This window comes from Psychrobacter alimentarius, assembly GCF_001606025.1.
GTDB classification, from domain to species: Bacteria; Pseudomonadota; Gammaproteobacteria; order Pseudomonadales; family Moraxellaceae; genus Psychrobacter; species Psychrobacter alimentarius.
The window spans coordinates 2,153,168-2,170,927 of sequence record NZ_CP014945.1 but is presented as its reverse complement, the minus strand read 5'-3'; the positions used below and the strand labels follow the sequence as shown (position 1 = coordinate 2,170,927).

The following is a 17,760-nucleotide window of genomic DNA, read 5'->3' as shown; positions in this document are numbered from 1 at the left end:
ATAAGTGTCTGATATTATTGTAATAAATAAATTTAAAATATTTTTTGAATATCATATATAATTTAGAGATTTTATTATTAATAGAATAAAAAATATTTTTATAGAAAATATTATATTTTCTAAGGGAGAAGTGCAGATGGATAAGAGATATCAGGTATTTGTGAGTTCTACATTTGCAGACCTAAAAGATGAAAGAAGTAACGTTATTCAGACGCTCATGGAAATGGATTGTATTCCTGCTGGAATGGAACTTTTTCCCGCACTGGATGAAGAGCAATTTAAATTCATCAAAAAGGTAATTGATGACAGTGATTATTACTTACTAATCATAGGTGGTAGATACGGCAGTTTATCTGATGAGGGTATTAGTTATACAGAAATGGAGTACGATTACGCTATTAGTAAAGATATTAAGGTTATCGCATTGGTACATGGTAGTCCTGAAAAATTAGCTGTTGAAAAAGTGGAGATGGACTCTGAAGCTCAACAAAAACTACAAGTATTCAGGCAAAAAGTTACTACTAACCGTTTAGTTAAGTTTTGGGACGATGCAAAAGAGTTGTCAGGTCTAGTTGCGCTTAGCCTTCCTAAGACGATAAAAACTTATCCCGCAGTAGGATGGGTTAGAGGCAATCAAGCAACTGATAATACTGAACTATTAAAGCAACTGAATGACCTTAGACAAGAAAATAATAAGCTTGAAAAACAAATTCAGGGATTGCAAAAGAACAAAAGTGAGATGTTAGATTTAGCACAGGGTGATGATGAAATTTTAATATCTCTGAAGTGTGATGTGATAAACAATGGACAGATAGAAAAAAAGTCGTGGCAACAAAAGGTAACTTGGAATAATTTATTCAAATGTATTGCTCCAAAAATTCTTAATGAAAAGAACGAGGATTTTATTTTTAATATTTTAAGTGAATATATAGCTTCTGGAAAATATAGAAATTTCATTTATCCAGAAATAGCCCTTGCTGACTTTGAGCAAATAAAAGTTCAGTTTTTGTCTTTAGGTTATATTAGTTTTGATAGCATAGGCACTACTAGCTATTGGGAGATCACATCTAAAGGTGAAAAGTATCTATTAGAAACCATGTCAATCAAACGTGAAACTGATGACAAAGATGCTGAATAAAACCGCCGTAATCGGCTTCCTCGGCACGACCTTAGACAATGGTTTTAGTGAAAACCGTTGGCAACGCTGGCGTCCAACTGTCAGTCTGGGGTTGCACGATGAATTACTCGTCGATGAGCTGCATATCTTATACAGCAAACGCGATAAGCGCTTATTTAAGATCATCGTCGATGACGTGGCGCAAGTCAGTCCGCATACTAAAGTCATTGGTCATCACGTGGCGCTATCGAGTCCGTGGGATTTTGCCGAGGTTTATGCTGAGTTGTATGACTTTGTAACGGCGTTTGATTTTCAAGATAGTACGGACTATTTGCTGCATCTGACCACGGGCACGCACGTGGCGCAGATTTGTTGGTTCTTATTGGTAGAGGCAGGTTTTATTCCAGCAGATTTGATTCAGACGTCACCTTGTCCAAGACCCGACCAAACTGACCCACAAGGTCGTTATCAAGTGATTGACTTGGATGTGTCACGCTATGATGGTTTGCGTGAACGTTTTGAAGCAGAAAAACAGCAGCATTGGCAAACGTTGCAAGCGAATTTGGTCACGCAAAATGACGCTTATCAAAAATTAATATCTGATATCGAAAAAGTCGCCACGCGCTCGACTGCTCCAATATTGCTGATGGGTGCAACAGGAGCAGGCAAGTCGCAACTGGCAGGTCAAATCTACGCGCTCAAAAAAGCCAAAGCGAGTAGTACCACACAAAGCAAGTACACACTTGATAAATTTATCGAAGTCAACTGTGCGACCTTGCGTGGTGATACGGCCATGAGTGTGCTATTTGGTCATGTGAAGGGCGCTTTCACGGGCGCAGCATCGAATCGTGAGGGTCTGCTAAAATCTGCTGATGGCGGTTTATTATTTTTGGATGAAATCGGTGAGCTAGGACTCGATGAACAAGCCATGCTACTCACCGCGTTAGAAGAGCAGCGATTTTATCCGCTCGGTAGTGATATACCGATTAACGTATCGTTTCAATTGATGGCGGGGACGAATAAGGACTTGCGGCAAGCAGTCGTTGACGGGACATTTCGAGCAGACTTGTTTGCGCGGCTCAACACGTGGACATTCTTTTTGCCGTCATTAAAAGATCGCCTTGAGGATTTACCTGCCAATATCGACTATGAGCTGGCGCGTTTGGGCAGTGAGCAACAGCAGCAATATCGCTTTGAGCCTGAGGCGCGGGCGTATTTTGAAGCCTTTGCCATGAGTCACGCGGCGACGTGGCAGGGCAACTTTCGTGATTTAAGCGCCAGCATGACGCGCTTAACGACATTGTGCGAGGGCAAAGTGATTCGTATGCCCGATGTTAAGGCAGAAATCACCCGCCTTAAACATCTGTGGGTATTACCTAATAGCGCCCACCATCAGGCGGATAAGGCGTATGCGCCCAGCCTAACCGAGCAACAAGCGCACGCGGATACGGTGCTGAGCCGCCATCTATCAAGCTACGACAAAGACGCGCTCGACCCCTTTGATGCGGTGCAGCTGGCGTATGTGATTGAGGTCTGCTATCAGCACAGCAGCCAAGCGGCAGCAGGGCGTTATCTGTATGCCAACTCACGCGATAAGCTAAAAAGCCCGAATGATAGCGACAGATTGCGTAAGTATTTGATGAAATTTGGGCTGAGGTTTGATGGGTTGGATTAATAATCAAGTATTGATTAAAGCGTATTAAGAAAAAATCCCTGTCAATTTAGCAACTGAAACGATTAATCTTAAAGACCATAAACATCAAAAAATAGCTGGCATCACTACGACAAAAATTGGTAAAGATACAGGCTCTAAACCAAGTAATGTTGGTTTTCACTTGATTGGTAATCAGTTTAATGGATTTATCAATCTATTTTTGAAATTGAACTTTATGTAAGCTTTAGGACAAAGCTATCAACATCTAAAATTGGTGTGACAAATAATACAATGGGTATGTCAATTAAGCGAATTATAGAGCTACCAGAGATTTTGCCCTAAATTTAAATATATGACTAAAAAGGAAAAAGTATGTTTAGTTTTTTAAATAAAGTCGGGGTGAAGAAATTCTCTCATGACAATAGATTTAACGAATGGAAAAAAGAGTTAAAAGCTAGAGTAGTTCCCGAATCTGATTTTTACTATAAAAAGAGTAAAGATTTTAATAAAACATTTGTAGTTGAAGAGACATCATTAACGACTATGCCAAGCTTCTCTGTCAGGCATTATCTTGAAGAAGCTATATACTTGATATTTACTAAATTTGATGAACAAGTATCTACTGCTTATCTGCAAGTTTCTTTAGATATCGCCAATGCTATATTGGCTTTACCCCAAAGTGAGACTGAACGCTGGAATGGTGAGGATCTATACATAAAAGAAGATAGACCGAGTATATTAATTTATAAATTATTTATTGAGGCTTTATTAGCTGATGAAAATATCAATATGACTGAGTTGGCCTGTGTCAGCGATTCATTACTAAACCATTTAAAAGTATATAAAGGTAGCCTTTGGGAAGATGTGACTCAAAGTCAGTATTTATCTAGTATTTGGCATCTTATGATAGCAGGGCAATTAAAAGACGCAAAAGCGCACCTTAGCGTTAGAAAGTCATTTCGATATACTGAAAACTTATATAATTGGACAAAGCAGCTCAATAAACTATTGATTGAGCAGCAGTCTAGCGCAGAGGTAGGTGCTGAGATTGATGCAATGTTTGACGAGGTATTTGATGTTATTCGCTCTCCATATTGGAAAACTGATCGCCAGAAAGAAGAAATAAATTTCCTATAACGATGAATCCAAATTATGTACGCTTGCAACTGGCGATTATCAGATGGTTATATGTTGAAAAACAGCCGTTAAAAGGGAATTGGAATGAGGTTTTGGCGCAAGTTTCGAGATAATACTTTATAATTTTTTTGAGATTAAAATGAGCGATGACCCTATTGAAATAGTTGCTAAGCTTGATGATGATAAAGAATACAGCTTAGCCCCATTTATTGAATACTTTATTGATCGAGGGTTTAACATCCGTGCCAGTCAAATTGACAAAGAATCGTTGCCGAAATCTTTACAAGATAAACTTGTTATAGATGAGAATTTTACTTATATATCGGGGACGCTTAGGATGTTCTGTGAGGCATTTTTTTTGGGCAACAGCGGTCCAAGTTACCCATTCAATGAGTATAACTATCATAATATCTACTTACCCAATAAAGAGGACATTGAGCTTGATGTTTTTCCTGACGAAGGTGATATTTATGCCTATCAAGCGATAACCATCACTGATCCTAAAGATGAAGGCGTAGATAACGTTTTTAAGATTGGACTGTTAAACTCTTTTTTACAGGGTAGGCTGTTGGTTATCAGCGTCATGTATGAAAGCTCTAAAAGAATTATGAATGCTTTAGACTATGACGAAGAAGAAACAAGCGATATAGGTTTCCCGCTATACCCTATAATCTTTAGGCATTTTGATCCATTAAAAATACTCTATGTTAATCTTACCAGTCATAGAAAGGATTTTTATAGCTTTTTCAGTGAAGAAGATAAGGATGCGTACCGAGACAAATTTGCCAATCGAATGACTGAAGACCCAGTGTTTATGACGGACTATTACAATAAAGGATGGTGTTATCAAGACTATATAGACACAGGTATTTTATACCGATTTTTTGATTTTTCATATTATCAAATCCTACTTTATCAGAAATATGCCGACAACTTTAACTGTCCAAAAGAATTACTAGAACAATCTTGGCAATGGTATCGAGAGAATGACCAGCGCTTTTTGGAATGACAATAAACTATCAAACTACCGATATGCGCTGACTTTATTTTTACGATCAAGACTCAAGATCAAAACGGATTATTATTTTTTCTAGTGAAAACTTCTTCATTTAAGCTTATGTCAACAAAATATTAATCTGATCATAGGCTGAAACGTACATACTTTGACGTGTCAATCGACTTAGCCAACCGCTAAACCCCACTCCCAATCCGCTCCGCCAACGTTTGCAACTTGGGCACAATCATCGACGCATACTCGTCCATATCCCAGTTGGCACTTGGGACACTGGCATTAAGCGAGTACGTATACTGCCCAGTTGCGACATCATACACACCGACAGCGACGGCCAATATATCAGTAGAAAACTCACCATCAGAGACCGTATACCCATACTTACTATAGTGTTCTACAGCTTGATCCAAAGCGGCTTGTGCAGGGGCGTACTCTGTTGCAGACACGTTATCTCGTATATTTTTTAGAATAATGTCTTGTCTGACTGGTGAGCTTGCTGCATAAAAAGCGCGGCCAATCGCGGTGTACGCCACGGGTACTGCTGAGCCAACTTGTAAGTTGACTGAGAGGCGCGCCGGGCTACGACAGCATGCGTGATAGCGCATTTCTCCTCCAATCTCTGTGGCCAAATTCACGGATACTTCGTTTTCGCGCGCAAACTGCCGTAGCAATGGTTCTGCTGCGGCAACCATGTCATGACGACTCCATGCGGTAGCGCTGAGCCTCATCGCACTACTACCCAGCTGATAGTGTCCGTGCTCTGTGATGCTTAAAAACCCAAGTATGGTAAGGGTATGGATAAGTCGCGTGATGGTCGCTTTTGGCAGTTTGGTCATTTGACATAATTGTTGATGACTGAGTACCTCTTGATGCTCAAAAGCCGTTAATAGCATCAACCCACGACCCAGCGCTGTCACAAATTGTCGGTCATTGTCTTCTTTATTTTGATGAAGAGCGCTATCCATTCGATCGAGTAATGGTGGGATATTCGATAAAGAGTTTGTCATTTTATACTCATATTTCTTTGATAAAGGTTTACAGCACACTGAAACTTTGCTTAAATAGAATTATATTGTGAAACTAAGTTTCGCATAGCGGAATAGCGAAGTCAATGACTTGTTAAATCAAACGGCTTATTAATCATTACTCTTCAGTCAGGAAGACTGATATCAAGGAGAAACACATGGCAACATCGACCAGCCCACGTTTTGATTGGGAAGACCCTTTTTTATTGCGTGATCAGTTGACAGAAGAGGAGCGTATGGTCACTGACAGCGCTCATCAGTTTTTTCAAAAAGAGCTGATGCCAAATATCGTGGAGGCCAACCGTAACGAACACTTTGATCGCAACATCATGCGTCAAATGGGTGAAATGGGTCTACTTGGCGTGACGATTGAGGGCTATGGTTGTGCTGGACTGTCGAGCGTGGCTTATGGGTTGATTGCCAAAGAGGTGGAAGCGGTGGATTCAGGTTACCGCTCAGCGATGAGCGTACAGTCCAGCCTAGTGATGCATCCTATTTGGGCGTACGGCACAGAAGAGCAAAAAGAAAAATATCTACCCAAACTTGCTACGGGTGAATATGTCGGTTGCTTTGGTTTGACAGAGCCAGATTCAGGCTCAGACCCATCATCGATGTCGACACGCGCGCGTGCGGTTGATGGCGGCTATGAGCTGACAGGTAATAAAATGTGGATCACCAACAGCCCTATCGCGGATGTGTTTGTCGTGTGGGCAAAAGACGATGCAGGCGAGATTCGTGGTTTTGTCTTAGAAAAAGACATGAAAGGACTGTCCGCCCCAAAAATCGAAGGCAAATTTTCATTGCGTGCGTCCGTCACGGGTGAGATTGTCATGGACAAAGTATTCGTCCCTGAAGCCAATGCTTTCCCAGATATCCGTGGTCTAAAAGGACCGTTTGGCTGCTTGAATAAAGCCCGTTATGGTATCGCTTGGGGCAGTATGGGTGCGGCAGAATTCTGCTGGAAGGCTGCCCGTCAGTACACGCTAGACCGCAAGCAATTTGGTCGTCCGCTCGCCGCAACGCAGCTGGTACAGTTGAAGCTTGCCAATATGCAGACTGAGATTGCTTTGGGTCTACAAGCGGCGCTGCGTGTTGGTCGCTTGATGGATGAGCACAATGCGGCACCTGAGATGATTTCTATGATCAAACGCAACAACTGCGGTAAGGCATTAGAGATTGCTCGTGTGGCTCGTGATATGCATGGTGGCAATGGTATCTCTGATGAATTCCATATTATTCGCCATGTGATGAATCTAGAAGCCGTCAACACTTATGAAGGCACGCATGATATTCATGCACTTATCTTAGGCCGTGCACAGACAGGCATTCAAGCATTTTATTAATCTTGTCTAGGTAATAACTGTTAGTATAGTTTTATCTTATAGCGTACGTCACTGTCTGATTCACCAAATAGTATTTATGGACAGTAACGTACGTTTTTTAGTGGTTATCCATAATCACTGCATGTTAAAGCAACAAAGAATACGTTAAAAATAAGGGATTATTATGACTGTCGCCATGTCCACGCCATCCTCGTCTAAAAGCACTGATCATATTGTTAAACCCGATGGCAATATCAATGAAGATACTAATGACAGTATCAGTGAAAGCGGTGACGTACCCAAAGGCGCATTGCATGGTATCAAAGTGCTCGATTTATCAAGAGTGCTGGCAGGTCCTTCTTGTACCCAAATACTTGCTGATCTAGGCGCAGACGTCATCAAAGTTGAGCGTCCCAAGATAGGGGACGAAACACGGCACTGGGCACCACCAACATTCAGCGATAACACATCAGCTTATTACGCCACCATCAACCGCAATAAAAAATCACTGACCGTAGACATCACTGCGCCAGCAGGGCAAACCATCATCAAACAGCTCATTGCTGGCAGCGACATTGTGGTAGAGAATTTTAAGGTGGGTGGTCTTAAAAAATACGGCTTGGATTACGACAGTCTCAAGCAAGCCAACCCGCGCCTGATCTATGCTTCTTTAACAGGGTTTGGGCAGACAGGGCCAGATGCAGCGCGACCCGGCTATGATTATATTATTCAAGGTTTGTCAGGACTGATGAGTATCACAGGTCCTAGTGATGGCGAACCGCACAAAGTTGGTGTGGCAGTCGTTGATTTGTTTGCAGGCTTGCAGCTGACGATTGGTATTCAAGCGGCATTATTGGCGCGTCAAAACACTGGGCTTGGGCAGCAGGTAGATGTGGCGTTATTAGACAGTGCGTTGGCAATGCTAGCCAATGTGGGTATGAATCATCTTGCCTCGGACAAGATACCACCAAGACTTGGCAATCAGCATCCGAGTATCGTTCCTTATCAAGTTTTTGCAGCTGAAAACGAAACGCACTTTATCTTGGCTTGCGGCAATGACAGTCAGTTTACCAAGCTTTGCGAGGTGCTGGCAGTTGACTGGCACACGGATAGCCGTTTTATGACCAACCCTGATCGCGTTGCGCATCGAGATATATTATGCGACGCACTTGCTGAGCGGTTTGCCAAGCAACCAAGAGCACACTGGCTGGCAGTTTTGGATCAAGCAGGTGTTCCATGCGGTGCGATACACAATGTCGCTGAAGCGTTGGCGATGCCGCAAGCAAAAGCACGTGAGATGATTGTTGATTTTGCCGCATTTGACAGCCCGATAAAAGCGCTCGGTAGCCCCATTAAATTGTCCGCATCGCCAGTCTCTTATCGTATACCGCCGCCACGTCTCAGTGAGCATACTGATAGTACACTTGCAGATTTGGGTTATGATAGCGAGATGATAGCCAAGCTAAAAGCAGATGGCATTGTCTGATGGGTTCTTAAAACCGATTTACCTCTGATTTTATTATATGGGTCATGAACGACACGACCCATATAGCGACGCTATCACATCACTTCGCCTCATTAGAGCAAAATCCTAAACGCTGCTCCATTTGTTTCGCTAACTCAATCAATACCGCGCTGACTTCTGCCCGTTTGACCTCATATTCTCCTTGCAAAAAACTGACCGCCATACCGGCAATGACATTACCCGAAGCATTACGAATATACGTGCCTAAACAATACATTCCCTCGCGCAGCTGCCCATCATCAAGAGATATTCGGCTGTTTTGAATATCAGCTAACTCCGCTTCCAAATCAGTAAAGTTTTTCACACCGCGCGGTGTCATAGGCGCGGGAAAGCCTGTCGCATACATGGATTTTATGTTTTCCATAGACAGTGTTGAAAGCATCGCCTTACCTGTTGAAGAAAATACCGCAGGTACACGGACACCAGCGCGAAAGGTAAATCCAAGTGGAGCGGGCGCTTCATGGCACGCCAAAAATACCACTTCGCCCAAATCCAGCTTAGACAACGTAACTGTATGCTGTAGCAGAATAGGGTACTGCACGATAAGCTCTTTGAATAATTGTATGACGCCTTGCTGCTGTTCGTACTTGCCCGCCCAATACATCAAATAAGACCCTAAATGAAAACGGTTCTCCGCATCTTTATAGATCACATGCTTTGCCAGTAAGCTCTGCAGAATATTATGCGTTGAGCTACGGGGCAGATCCAATTCTTTAGAGATATGAGCAGCCGTTAAAGGTTGGAGGCTATCAGTAATCAAATCTAAAATTTGGAAAGTCTTGTCTAATGCAGGAACGGAAGTGACGCTCATAAATAACCCATAAAAGTGAGTAAAATTAATAAGATAGAAAAATAATGAAAGAAATATTCATAGAAATGATTTTAGGGGTTGCAAATAACCGACTATCATTCCTATAATAATGTCTCGTATATAGAATTAATGTTCAGTATATTGAACATACAAAGTGTTATCAACCCGTATTTTATACCTAAACATTTATTTATCGTTATGCTTTTATTTTGATAAATCTGCAATTCCCAATTACAAGGAGCGTTTATATGTCACAGCATACGCTACAGCTATCAAACCCAGAACTGCTGAAACAGCAGTGTTTCATTAAAGACAGTTGGCATGGCGCGAGCGACCAAGCCACCATCGACGTAACCAACCCCTTTAATGGTGAAGTCATTGGTACTGTGCCAAGCCTGACGACTGAAGACATTAATGAGTCGGTTGCCTATGCTCATGACGTGCAGAGTGTTTGGGCAGCCAAAACGGCGCAAGAGCGTGCAGAGCTACTCTTAAAATGGGCAGACCTTATTGATGCCAATAAAGAAGATCTGGCAATCATCATGACTGCCGAACAAGGCAAGCCTTTAACCGAATCACGTGGCGAAGTTGGCTATGCTAACAGCTTTATCCGCTGGTTTGCAGAAGAAGGTAAGCGCATTTATGGCGATGTCATTCCTGCCAATAAATCACAACTGCGCCATGTTATTTTAAAGCAGCCTATTGGTGTTTGCGCAGCGATTACGCCTTGGAACTTTCCAGCCGCGATGATCACTCGTAAAGTGGCGCCTGCATTAGCAGCAGGTTGTACCATTATAGTCAAACCTGCAACAGAAACGCCATTTTCTGCTTTAGCATTAGGTGCGTTGGCCGAGCAAGCAGGTATTCCAGCAGGCGTTATTCAAGTTGTGACTGGTAAATCTTCTACTATTGGCGATATCTTAACAGGTGACGCGCGCATTCATAAGCTGTCGTTTACAGGGTCTACTGAAGTCGGTCGTACGTTGATGGCTCAGTGCGCACCAACCATCAAAAAACTTTCATTAGAGCTTGGCGGTAATGCCCCATTTATCGTTTTTGATGATGCTGATCTCGAAAAAGCGGCTGAAGGTTTGATCGCTTCTAAATATCGCAATGCTGGTCAAACCTGTGTTTGTGCCAATCGTGTTTATGTACAAGACAGTATCAAAGACGCTTTCTTAGACATATTTGTCAAAAAAGTAACCGAGCTTAATGTTGGCAACGGCATGGAAGAAGGCGTAGATATTGGTCCACTAATCAGTAAAAAAGCGTTGGATAAGGTGCAGGCGTTGCTTAAAGACGCGCTAGATAAAGGCGCGACGTTGGTCACAGGCGGTAGCGTAAACGAAGCGTCAGAGCTGACTTACAATCCTACAGTCATCACTGACATTAAGAGCGAGATGGACATTGCGCACGAAGAAATCTTTGGCCCTATTGCCACTATCTTTACTTTTAAAGATGAAGAAGAAGTCATTCGTCAAGCCAATGACACTATCTATGGCTTGGCCGCTTACTTCTATAGCAACGGCTATGCTCGTGCATGGCGTGTGACTGAAGGTCTTGAGTATGGCATTGTTGGTCATAACACAGGTCTTATCTCTACAGAAGTTGCGCCGTTTGGTGGCGTGAAGCAGTCAGGCTTTGGACGTGAAGGTTCAAAGTATGGCATTGAAGACTATGTGGTTATCAAATACTGGTGTTCTGACGTCAGCTAATGATTTGCCCAAACGTTTTACCACTCATTTTATTATGCAATCTTGAATCCTCAGGTTTTAGTTTATCTAACTGAGATTGTTTATATCAAAGATAAAGAAAAGGATATTTTTATGACAACCACCAATCAATCATTACTTGAGCGTCGCAAAGCAGTTTTACCAACAGGACTTGGCGTTGCTTTTCCTATTTTTGCAGAAAAAGCAAAAAATTCAGAAATCTGGGATGTAGAAGGTAAGCGTTACATCGACTTCGTCGGTGGTATATCCGTTCTTAATACGGGTCATAGCCATCCAAAAATTACTCAGCGTGTGCATGAGCAATTGGATAAGTTCACTCACACTGCGGCACAAATGATCAACTATGAGTGCTATGTGGATTTGGCTGAAAAATTGTGCGAAAAAGCGCCGATTAGTGGCGATACTAAGGCATTCTTTTTGACGACGGGTGCAGAAGCCGTTGAAAACTGTATCAAGATTGCACGTGCAAAAACAGGTCGTCCAGGTGTCATCTCTTTTGTTGGTGGTTGGCATGGTCGTACGCTCATGTGCATGAGCCTAACAGGCAAAGTACTGCCATACAAAAAGAACTTTGGTCCGATGCCAGGACCTGTATTCCATGCGCTATTCCCTGCTGAAGAGTTAAATGTCACAGAGGCACAAGCATTACATAGCCTTGAGATGATTTTCCAAGCAGACATCGATCCTAGTGAAGTGGCAGCAATGATCGTTGAGCCAGTTCAAGGCGAAGGTGGTTTCCATCAAGTAACCCCATCATTTGCTAAGGCATTGCGCGCTATCTGTGATGAGCATGGCATCGTACTTATTTTTGATGAAGTGCAGTGTGGTTTTGCCAGAACCGGTACATTGTTTGCTAGCGAGCAATTGGGCGTTGAGCCTGATCTTATGACTTGTGCCAAGAGTTTGGCAGGTGGTTATCCTATCTCTGCCGTCATTGGTCGTGCAGATATTATGGATGCGCCTCAAGTAGGCGGCCTAGGTGGCACTTACTCTGGTAATCCACTTGCTTGTGTGGCAGCACTTGCCGTTATAGAAGTGATCGAAGAAGAGAACTTACTGGCGCGCAGTATTGAGATTGGCGACAAAATTGAGTCGTTCTTAAAAGGTCTCAATCTGAGCAGCATTGGTAATATTCGTCACAAAGGCGCTATGTTAGCGTTTGACTTAGTAGATAGTGAAGGCAAACCTGATACTGAGGCAACTGCCAACCTAAAAGCAAAATCATTTGAACAAGGTTTGCTATTGGCATCTTGTGGTATGTATGGCAACGCGATTCGTGTGATGGTTCCGTTAACTGTTGAAGATGACGTCCTACAAGAAGGTTTGGATATCATCAAAGGCATCTTAACGGCGTAATTAAGTACCTACTTTATAGGTATAGAGCATTTATAGTTATTTACTGTTTGATGGATCTCTTTTAGCCAACGATGAACAGGCGTTCAAGGCTATTGTTAATACAACAGCAAGGTTGCTCTCATGTCACTCATTTAGAGTGTGTTTTTGAACGGCGCCTTGCAAGTCAAGACGCCGTTTTTGCTGTCTGTTTAAAAATTAAATAAATAGCAAACGACGGTTTTTAGGCAAACGATCTATATGGTAAATAGGGTGGGTACTGTCCCACTAAACAGAAATAGTGTAACTGTAATAGGTTCACACGGATGACACACAGACAAGGAGTAGGTTATGTCTGAATTAAAGAAAACGTTGGGTGTGTTCGATATCATCGCATTGGCGTTCGGTGCCATGGTCGGTTGGGGCTGGGTTGTACTGGCGGGTGGTTGGATTATCTCGGCAGGTATATGGGGTGCGGTCAGTGCCTTTTTGATCGGTGGTCTTGTGGTTATCTTGATCGGCGTGGCGTATGCAGAACTGGCAGCATCTATGCCCATCACAGGGGGTGAGCACACATATACACATCGGGCACTGGGGGTGAATGTCTCCTTTATCTGTTCGTGGAGTATTTTGTTTGGTTATTTTTCCGTGGTGGCCTTTGAAGCGGTAGCACTGCCTACTGTTGTCGAATATATCGTTCCCAATTATAGTCAAGGTTATCTTTGGAATGTCGCTGGCTGGGATGTTTATGCCACGTGGGTCGCTGTCGGGATGATCGGTTCAGTGATTGTCACATGGCTCAACATACGCGGTATGGAAGTCAGTGCTTGGTTCCAAAAATTAGCAGTCGTAGGTATTTTCCTCGTGGGTATATTGCTGTTCATTGGTGCCCTGTTGTTCAATCCCGAAACATCCAACTCAGTACAAGCCCCAGCCTTTATTGGTGGTATGGGCGGCATCATGACCGTCATGGTAATGGTACCGTTTTTATTCGTTGGTTTTGACGTGATTCCGCAAGCGGCAGAAGAAATCAATCTGACCCGTCCAAATATCGGTAAATTTTTGATTGTGTCTATCATTATCGCTGTACTTTGGTACGTGGCGGTTGCTTGGAGTGTGGGTAAGACTTTACCATTATTACAAGCGCAAGACTCAACGTTGGCTACAGCTGATGCAATGACCAATGCTTGGAATGGTAAATGGGCAGGTACGTTGCTTGTTATCGGCGGTGTACTAGGTATTTTATCAAGCTGGAATGCATTCCTTATCGGTGGTAGTCGCTTATTGTACGCCATGGGTAAAACGCACATGTTGCCGCAGTTTTTATGCAAGCTACATCCTAAGTACAACACCCCAGTCAATGCGATTTTATTGATTGGTGGTTTGGCGACATTAGCACCATTGTTTGGTCGCAAAATGCTTGTGTGGATTGTTGATGCTGGCGGGTTTGGTATTGTTATCGCTTATACTTGCGTAGCATTATCGTTTTTGGTATTGCGCTACCGTGAGCCTAATATGGTACGTCCGTTTAGAGTACCAGCAGGTAAATTGGTTGGTATTATTACCATTCTGCTCAGTCTTGGTATGTTGGCGCTTTATCTACCAGGTATGCCATCCGCTCTTGTCGCTATTGAATGGTGGATTTTCCTTGGCTGGACAGTTCTAGGTGTTGCATTATATGGTTATGCTTCAATGAAAAACCCAGGTAAGAGCAAAGAAATTATGGATCATGAGTTACATGAGCTCAAAATTGCTAATCAGCAATGGTTAAAAGAAAATCCATATAAAAAATAGTTTTATTTGTCTGAATAAACTGGTTCAATCGTAAAAAAAGCCTAACGTCAAGCGTTAGGCTTTTTTGTTGCTTTTAAAAAGTATGTAAATAGATTGATAGCAGAAGAGCGTAAATCAGAGTCATGACATGAATTTTTAAAGGGTAGCGTTTTTTGTCCTAACTAAAAAACATGAAGTCACAACTCATTGAGCGATACATATCCTTTTCTGTCATCGCCAAAACAGTTTGTCAAAGTGCAAACCTATAAGAAATTACATAATTCAATTTTTTATTTATTGACATTTGTAAACTATAAAGTCAAATTATTCATCTTTATCTACTTTCTTATTGTCATGGAGGACAAATATATGATTAAAAGTGGAGATCAATTGAAATGTACCAGTGGTAACGATTTTTTTTCGGAAGGATCTATCTATACCGTAGGTAACATTATAAATGAGAAATTTTTCCAGATAAATATTGGTCTAGGTGATGAGCATTGGTACGCAACAAAAGACAGCGAAGGGATATATGTCCGCTTCGATTTAGAAAATCATCTAGTCAATGACGCTTGGTTTGCGCTACTGTAGCACCATTATCTACTGATCTATAAAGGTCGCTTAATGTTCGATTTCATCTGTTAAAAATATATCGAGGGAACGATGAGTTTTTGTAGATCGAAATTGTTTTTACCACACGTATTATGATAGATGACAAACGATGAATGCTATTTAAGCAGTCACTGGGTTTTTTGCTTTCTATCACTAAAGGGATGAGCAAGGTTTTTCAGCCTAAAGTGTATGTTTATTGACGATATGATACGGATTTACAAATTCTTATCCTCTTGTACGGTTTCTGCATCCGTAATCGCCTTTGTGGTCTCTGCTACCTTAGGCGTTTCTTGCAGCGGTTTCACATTGGCATTTTTGCGATTGAGATTCAGTGCTCGTTGATCGAACGAAACATCGCTAACCGTAGATTCTCGGGTAGCCTGAGAGGATTTTTTTAAACGTCTTTTGAGCTTTCGGTCGGCAGCAGCATCGATTTCGGCCTGTTCTTTGGCTATTGCTGCATCATGAAGCCCTTGATAGACGGCGAGCGTCTCTTCAATCATCTCACGCATGGTAAATTTATTTGTCATTTCAGGACGCGTCACGCTTTCTAGCTGGTTTCTCACCGCTTTACAAAGCGCATTGGCATTGTATTTTTTTACCAAGCCTTGCGGATACAGCGGTTGTAATATTTCACTGAAGGCTGCTTGATCCCAACCAATGACTGGCGTACCTAAATGAATGGCTTGTAGAGCATTGATGCCAATTGATTCAGGCTCATTGGCAAGTGCCATTACAATATTGGCGGCTGACAGCCATTCGCGCATGTCATTGCGTTTTCTACCCACGTATGTGATGCGCTCGGCCAAACCTAACGTATTGGTACGTTGACGAAAGTCTTGGTGGGAGACATCATTTTCTCTATAGTCATCATCCATGATAATAGCGTGGATGTTGGGAAATTGTTCTTGTAAATTACCTAAGATATCAATCAGCCACTCTTGACCGTATTCATGACCAATAATAGTAGGAAACACCAGCCATTTTTTATGCTCAAGCTCAGGATATTCAGCAAAGGTATGTCGGAGCCAGTATACAGAAGGATTGTGCCGATAAGGGTAGCGGCGCGTGTCGACGCCGCGGTAAATCCGCTTGATGGTTTTAGGGTCAGCGTCTTCAAGACGCAAACCTTTCTTTAAGTAATTGGTCACACTATCAGAGACCGTGATAATCGTGTCAACATTCAACAACGCTTGTGAATATTTATTGATAGGATAGAAGCCATACATGGTCGATACCAATTTTGGCATGCGCTTGACGCGAGCACGGCGCAGAGCCAAGTGCAATATCCATGCGGGGGTACGCGAATGTACATGAATGACATCAGGATTGTACTTTTCAATCAATCGTCGTAGCGGGGCAACTTGTAGTAATGATAACCAAGATTTTTTATTCATATGCAACTGATGGTAGAGGTTGCCATCACGTTTGAGACGTCTGACCAAATCATTGTCTTCCTCTGCGCTTGAGACAATGATGGAGGTGTGCCCATTTTTTACCAATGCGCGCCCAAGATGAAAGATACCGCGCTCGGATTCATCATGTTTGAGAGACGACAGTAAGCGCATAATCTTCATAATAGCGTGGGTCACTGGTTAATGATATGAAGCTGCTATTGTCAGTTAAAAATAGTCAAAACTCAACCATCAAGATAAAAGATAAGGTCAAATGGTGAATGGCTAAAAACGACTACAAAAATATAGTCAAAATCCTCAAAGCCCCTAACGGCGTTTTGTCAGATGCTCAGCGTTGGGTACGACCTGTTTTTCACTTAAGTATTTCCAATAGCGCTGCGGTAAATATTGCTTATGCAACCGTGGGTTCTTACGCTCCTTAATATTGACATTGGTAAAGTAGCCTTGCCAAAATTTTTGATAACGCTGCTCATCATCACTATGAATGCTAGCAGGATTGCGCAGCACCGCATCATCAAGGTCAGTGATGGTTTGCAGTTCTGCAGGCTGGGAGGGTGTGCTGTTACTTTTGTCATAATAAATGCCATAACCGCGTGTCAGATCGTAAATGGCCCAGTGCTGATCTTGGTAACGCTGACGAAAATGCTCACCAATCAGAGGCAAGACATTAAAATCAGGTGCGACACGCGCAAAGTAAATGTCATCAGTGGTGTGCTCAAACCGCACGAATGCTTCCATACGATGCTTTTCACGCCCTACAGATTTTACGGTCTGTACCAATTCAAGCACTTCTAAATTGCCTACATCTTGCATAATCTGACGAGTAGGGTAGTCAATCGCATATTTAATCACATGAAACAAAGTTGTACCGATATTGTTTTTTTCGGACAAAAACCCCCATAAGACATTGCGCATACCTGAGCGGCCCAAAAGCTTATTCAGCTTTATTAATACGCGCTCCGCTTTGTCTTCATCTTTGTGAACGCTCACTGCTTGAGCAATCAAGGAAGGCGCATAGTCATCTTGAGCGAACAGTTGCAATGCTGGCTCGTGCTGTAATCTGTGTTCGTAGACATAAAAAACAGCACTAAGCCACCCTTCAAAACTTGGCTCATAGAGCACGATACTGGGCGTTAACTGACCGATGGGATAAGAGGTATCGAGAGTAAGTTGCGACATTTTTTATCCTAAAATGACGGTAGGGATATTGTGGCTTATCTTAAAAGCGACATTTTGATAGCGTATTTAAAATACAGAGTATGGTCTCAGGTGCTACTGCAATATTTTTCTTG

Annotated in this window: 14 protein-coding genes; 10 read left to right on the top strand and 4 right to left on the bottom strand. The window is 42.4% G+C overall.

Features of this window, described 5'->3' with window-relative positions; all coding sequences use genetic code 11:
• The first annotated feature begins 136 nt into the window (after positions 1 to 136).
• The 4 genes from A3K91_RS08820 (at position 137) to A3K91_RS08805 (ending at position 4,917) form a co-directional block, all read left to right on the top strand.
• On the top strand, positions 137 to 1,138 hold the full coding sequence (locus A3K91_RS08820) for a DUF4062 domain-containing protein (protein WP_062844926.1): 1,002 nt from the start codon (positions 137 to 139) through the stop codon (positions 1,136 to 1,138).
• On the top strand, positions 1,128 to 2,792 hold the full coding sequence (gene rtcR / locus A3K91_RS08815) for an RNA repair transcriptional activator RtcR (RefSeq protein WP_062845961.1): 1,665 nt from the start codon (positions 1,128 to 1,130) through the stop codon (positions 2,790 to 2,792). The genes A3K91_RS08820 and rtcR overlap by 11 nt, the downstream gene beginning before the upstream one ends.
• A 351-nt stretch (positions 2,793 to 3,143) precedes the next feature.
• A complete protein-coding gene (locus A3K91_RS08810; protein ID WP_062844925.1) occupies positions 3,144 to 3,908 on the top strand; it encodes a hypothetical protein in 765 nt (254 codons plus the stop codon).
• A 139-nt stretch (positions 3,909 to 4,047) separates the two neighbouring features.
• A complete protein-coding gene (locus A3K91_RS08805; protein WP_062844924.1) occupies positions 4,048 to 4,917 on the top strand; it encodes a hypothetical protein in 870 nt (289 codons plus the stop codon).
• A gap of 182 nt (positions 4,918 to 5,099) precedes the next feature.
• On the opposite strand, the gene A3K91_RS08800 is transcribed toward A3K91_RS08805, so the two are convergent.
• Positions 5,100 to 5,927: an IclR family transcriptional regulator gene (locus tag A3K91_RS08800; RefSeq protein WP_062844923.1), complete on the bottom strand. Its 828-nt coding sequence runs from the start codon at positions 5,925 to 5,927 to the stop codon at positions 5,100 to 5,102.
• Positions 5,928 to 6,103: 176 nt separating this feature from the next.
• Here A3K91_RS08800 and A3K91_RS08795 point away from each other — a divergent pair, with 176 nt between their 5' ends.
• Positions 6,104 to 7,288, top strand: a complete 1,185-nt coding sequence (locus tag A3K91_RS08795) for an acyl-CoA dehydrogenase (RefSeq protein ID WP_062844922.1) — start codon at positions 6,104 to 6,106, stop codon at positions 7,286 to 7,288.
• 163 nt (positions 7,289 to 7,451) lie between these two features.
• A complete protein-coding gene (locus tag A3K91_RS08790; RefSeq protein ID WP_416231974.1) occupies positions 7,452 to 8,753 on the top strand; it encodes a CaiB/BaiF CoA transferase family protein in 1,302 nt (433 codons plus the stop codon).
• A 79-nt stretch (positions 8,754 to 8,832) separates the two neighbouring features.
• Here A3K91_RS08790 and A3K91_RS08785 read toward each other — a convergent pair whose 3' ends face one another.
• Positions 8,833 to 9,603, bottom strand: coding sequence for an IclR family transcriptional regulator (locus A3K91_RS08785; RefSeq protein WP_062844921.1), 771 nt, complete (start codon positions 9,601 to 9,603; stop codon positions 8,833 to 8,835).
• A 248-nt stretch (positions 9,604 to 9,851) separates the two neighbouring features.
• On the opposite strand from A3K91_RS08785, the gene A3K91_RS08780 reads away from it, so the two are divergent.
• The 4 genes from A3K91_RS08780 to A3K91_RS08765 all read left to right on the top strand — a co-directional run bounded on the left by A3K91_RS08780 (position 9,852) and on the right by A3K91_RS08765 (position 15,032).
• Entirely contained in the window at positions 9,852 to 11,318 is a 1,467-nt protein-coding gene (locus A3K91_RS08780) for an NAD-dependent succinate-semialdehyde dehydrogenase (protein WP_062844920.1), read from the top strand.
• A gap of 111 nt (positions 11,319 to 11,429) precedes the next feature.
• Positions 11,430 to 12,692 (top strand): 4-aminobutyrate--2-oxoglutarate transaminase, encoded by a 1,263-nt coding sequence (gabT, locus tag A3K91_RS08775; protein ID WP_062844919.1) that lies wholly within the window; start codon positions 11,430 to 11,432, stop codon positions 12,690 to 12,692.
• A 327-nt stretch (positions 12,693 to 13,019) separates the two neighbouring features.
• Positions 13,020 to 14,462, top strand: coding sequence for an APC family permease (locus tag A3K91_RS08770; protein WP_062844918.1), 1,443 nt, complete (start codon positions 13,020 to 13,022; stop codon positions 14,460 to 14,462).
• Between the two features lie 348 nt (positions 14,463 to 14,810).
• Complete coding sequence (locus A3K91_RS08765; protein ID WP_062844917.1) at positions 14,811 to 15,032, top strand: hypothetical protein; 222 nt, start codon at positions 14,811 to 14,813, stop codon at positions 15,030 to 15,032.
• 236 nt (positions 15,033 to 15,268) lie between these two features.
• On the opposite strand, the gene A3K91_RS08760 is transcribed toward A3K91_RS08765, so the two are convergent.
• Both A3K91_RS08760 and A3K91_RS08755 read right to left on the bottom strand, forming a co-directional pair.
• Positions 15,269 to 16,630, bottom strand: coding sequence for a glycosyltransferase (locus A3K91_RS08760; protein WP_062844916.1), 1,362 nt, complete (start codon positions 16,628 to 16,630; stop codon positions 15,269 to 15,271).
• A 144-nt stretch (positions 16,631 to 16,774) separates the two neighbouring features.
• A complete protein-coding gene (locus A3K91_RS08755) occupies positions 16,775 to 17,647 on the bottom strand; it encodes a TIGR03915 family putative DNA repair protein (protein ID WP_062844915.1) in 873 nt (290 codons plus the stop codon).
• Between the last annotated feature and the right edge of the window lie 113 nt (positions 17,648 to 17,760).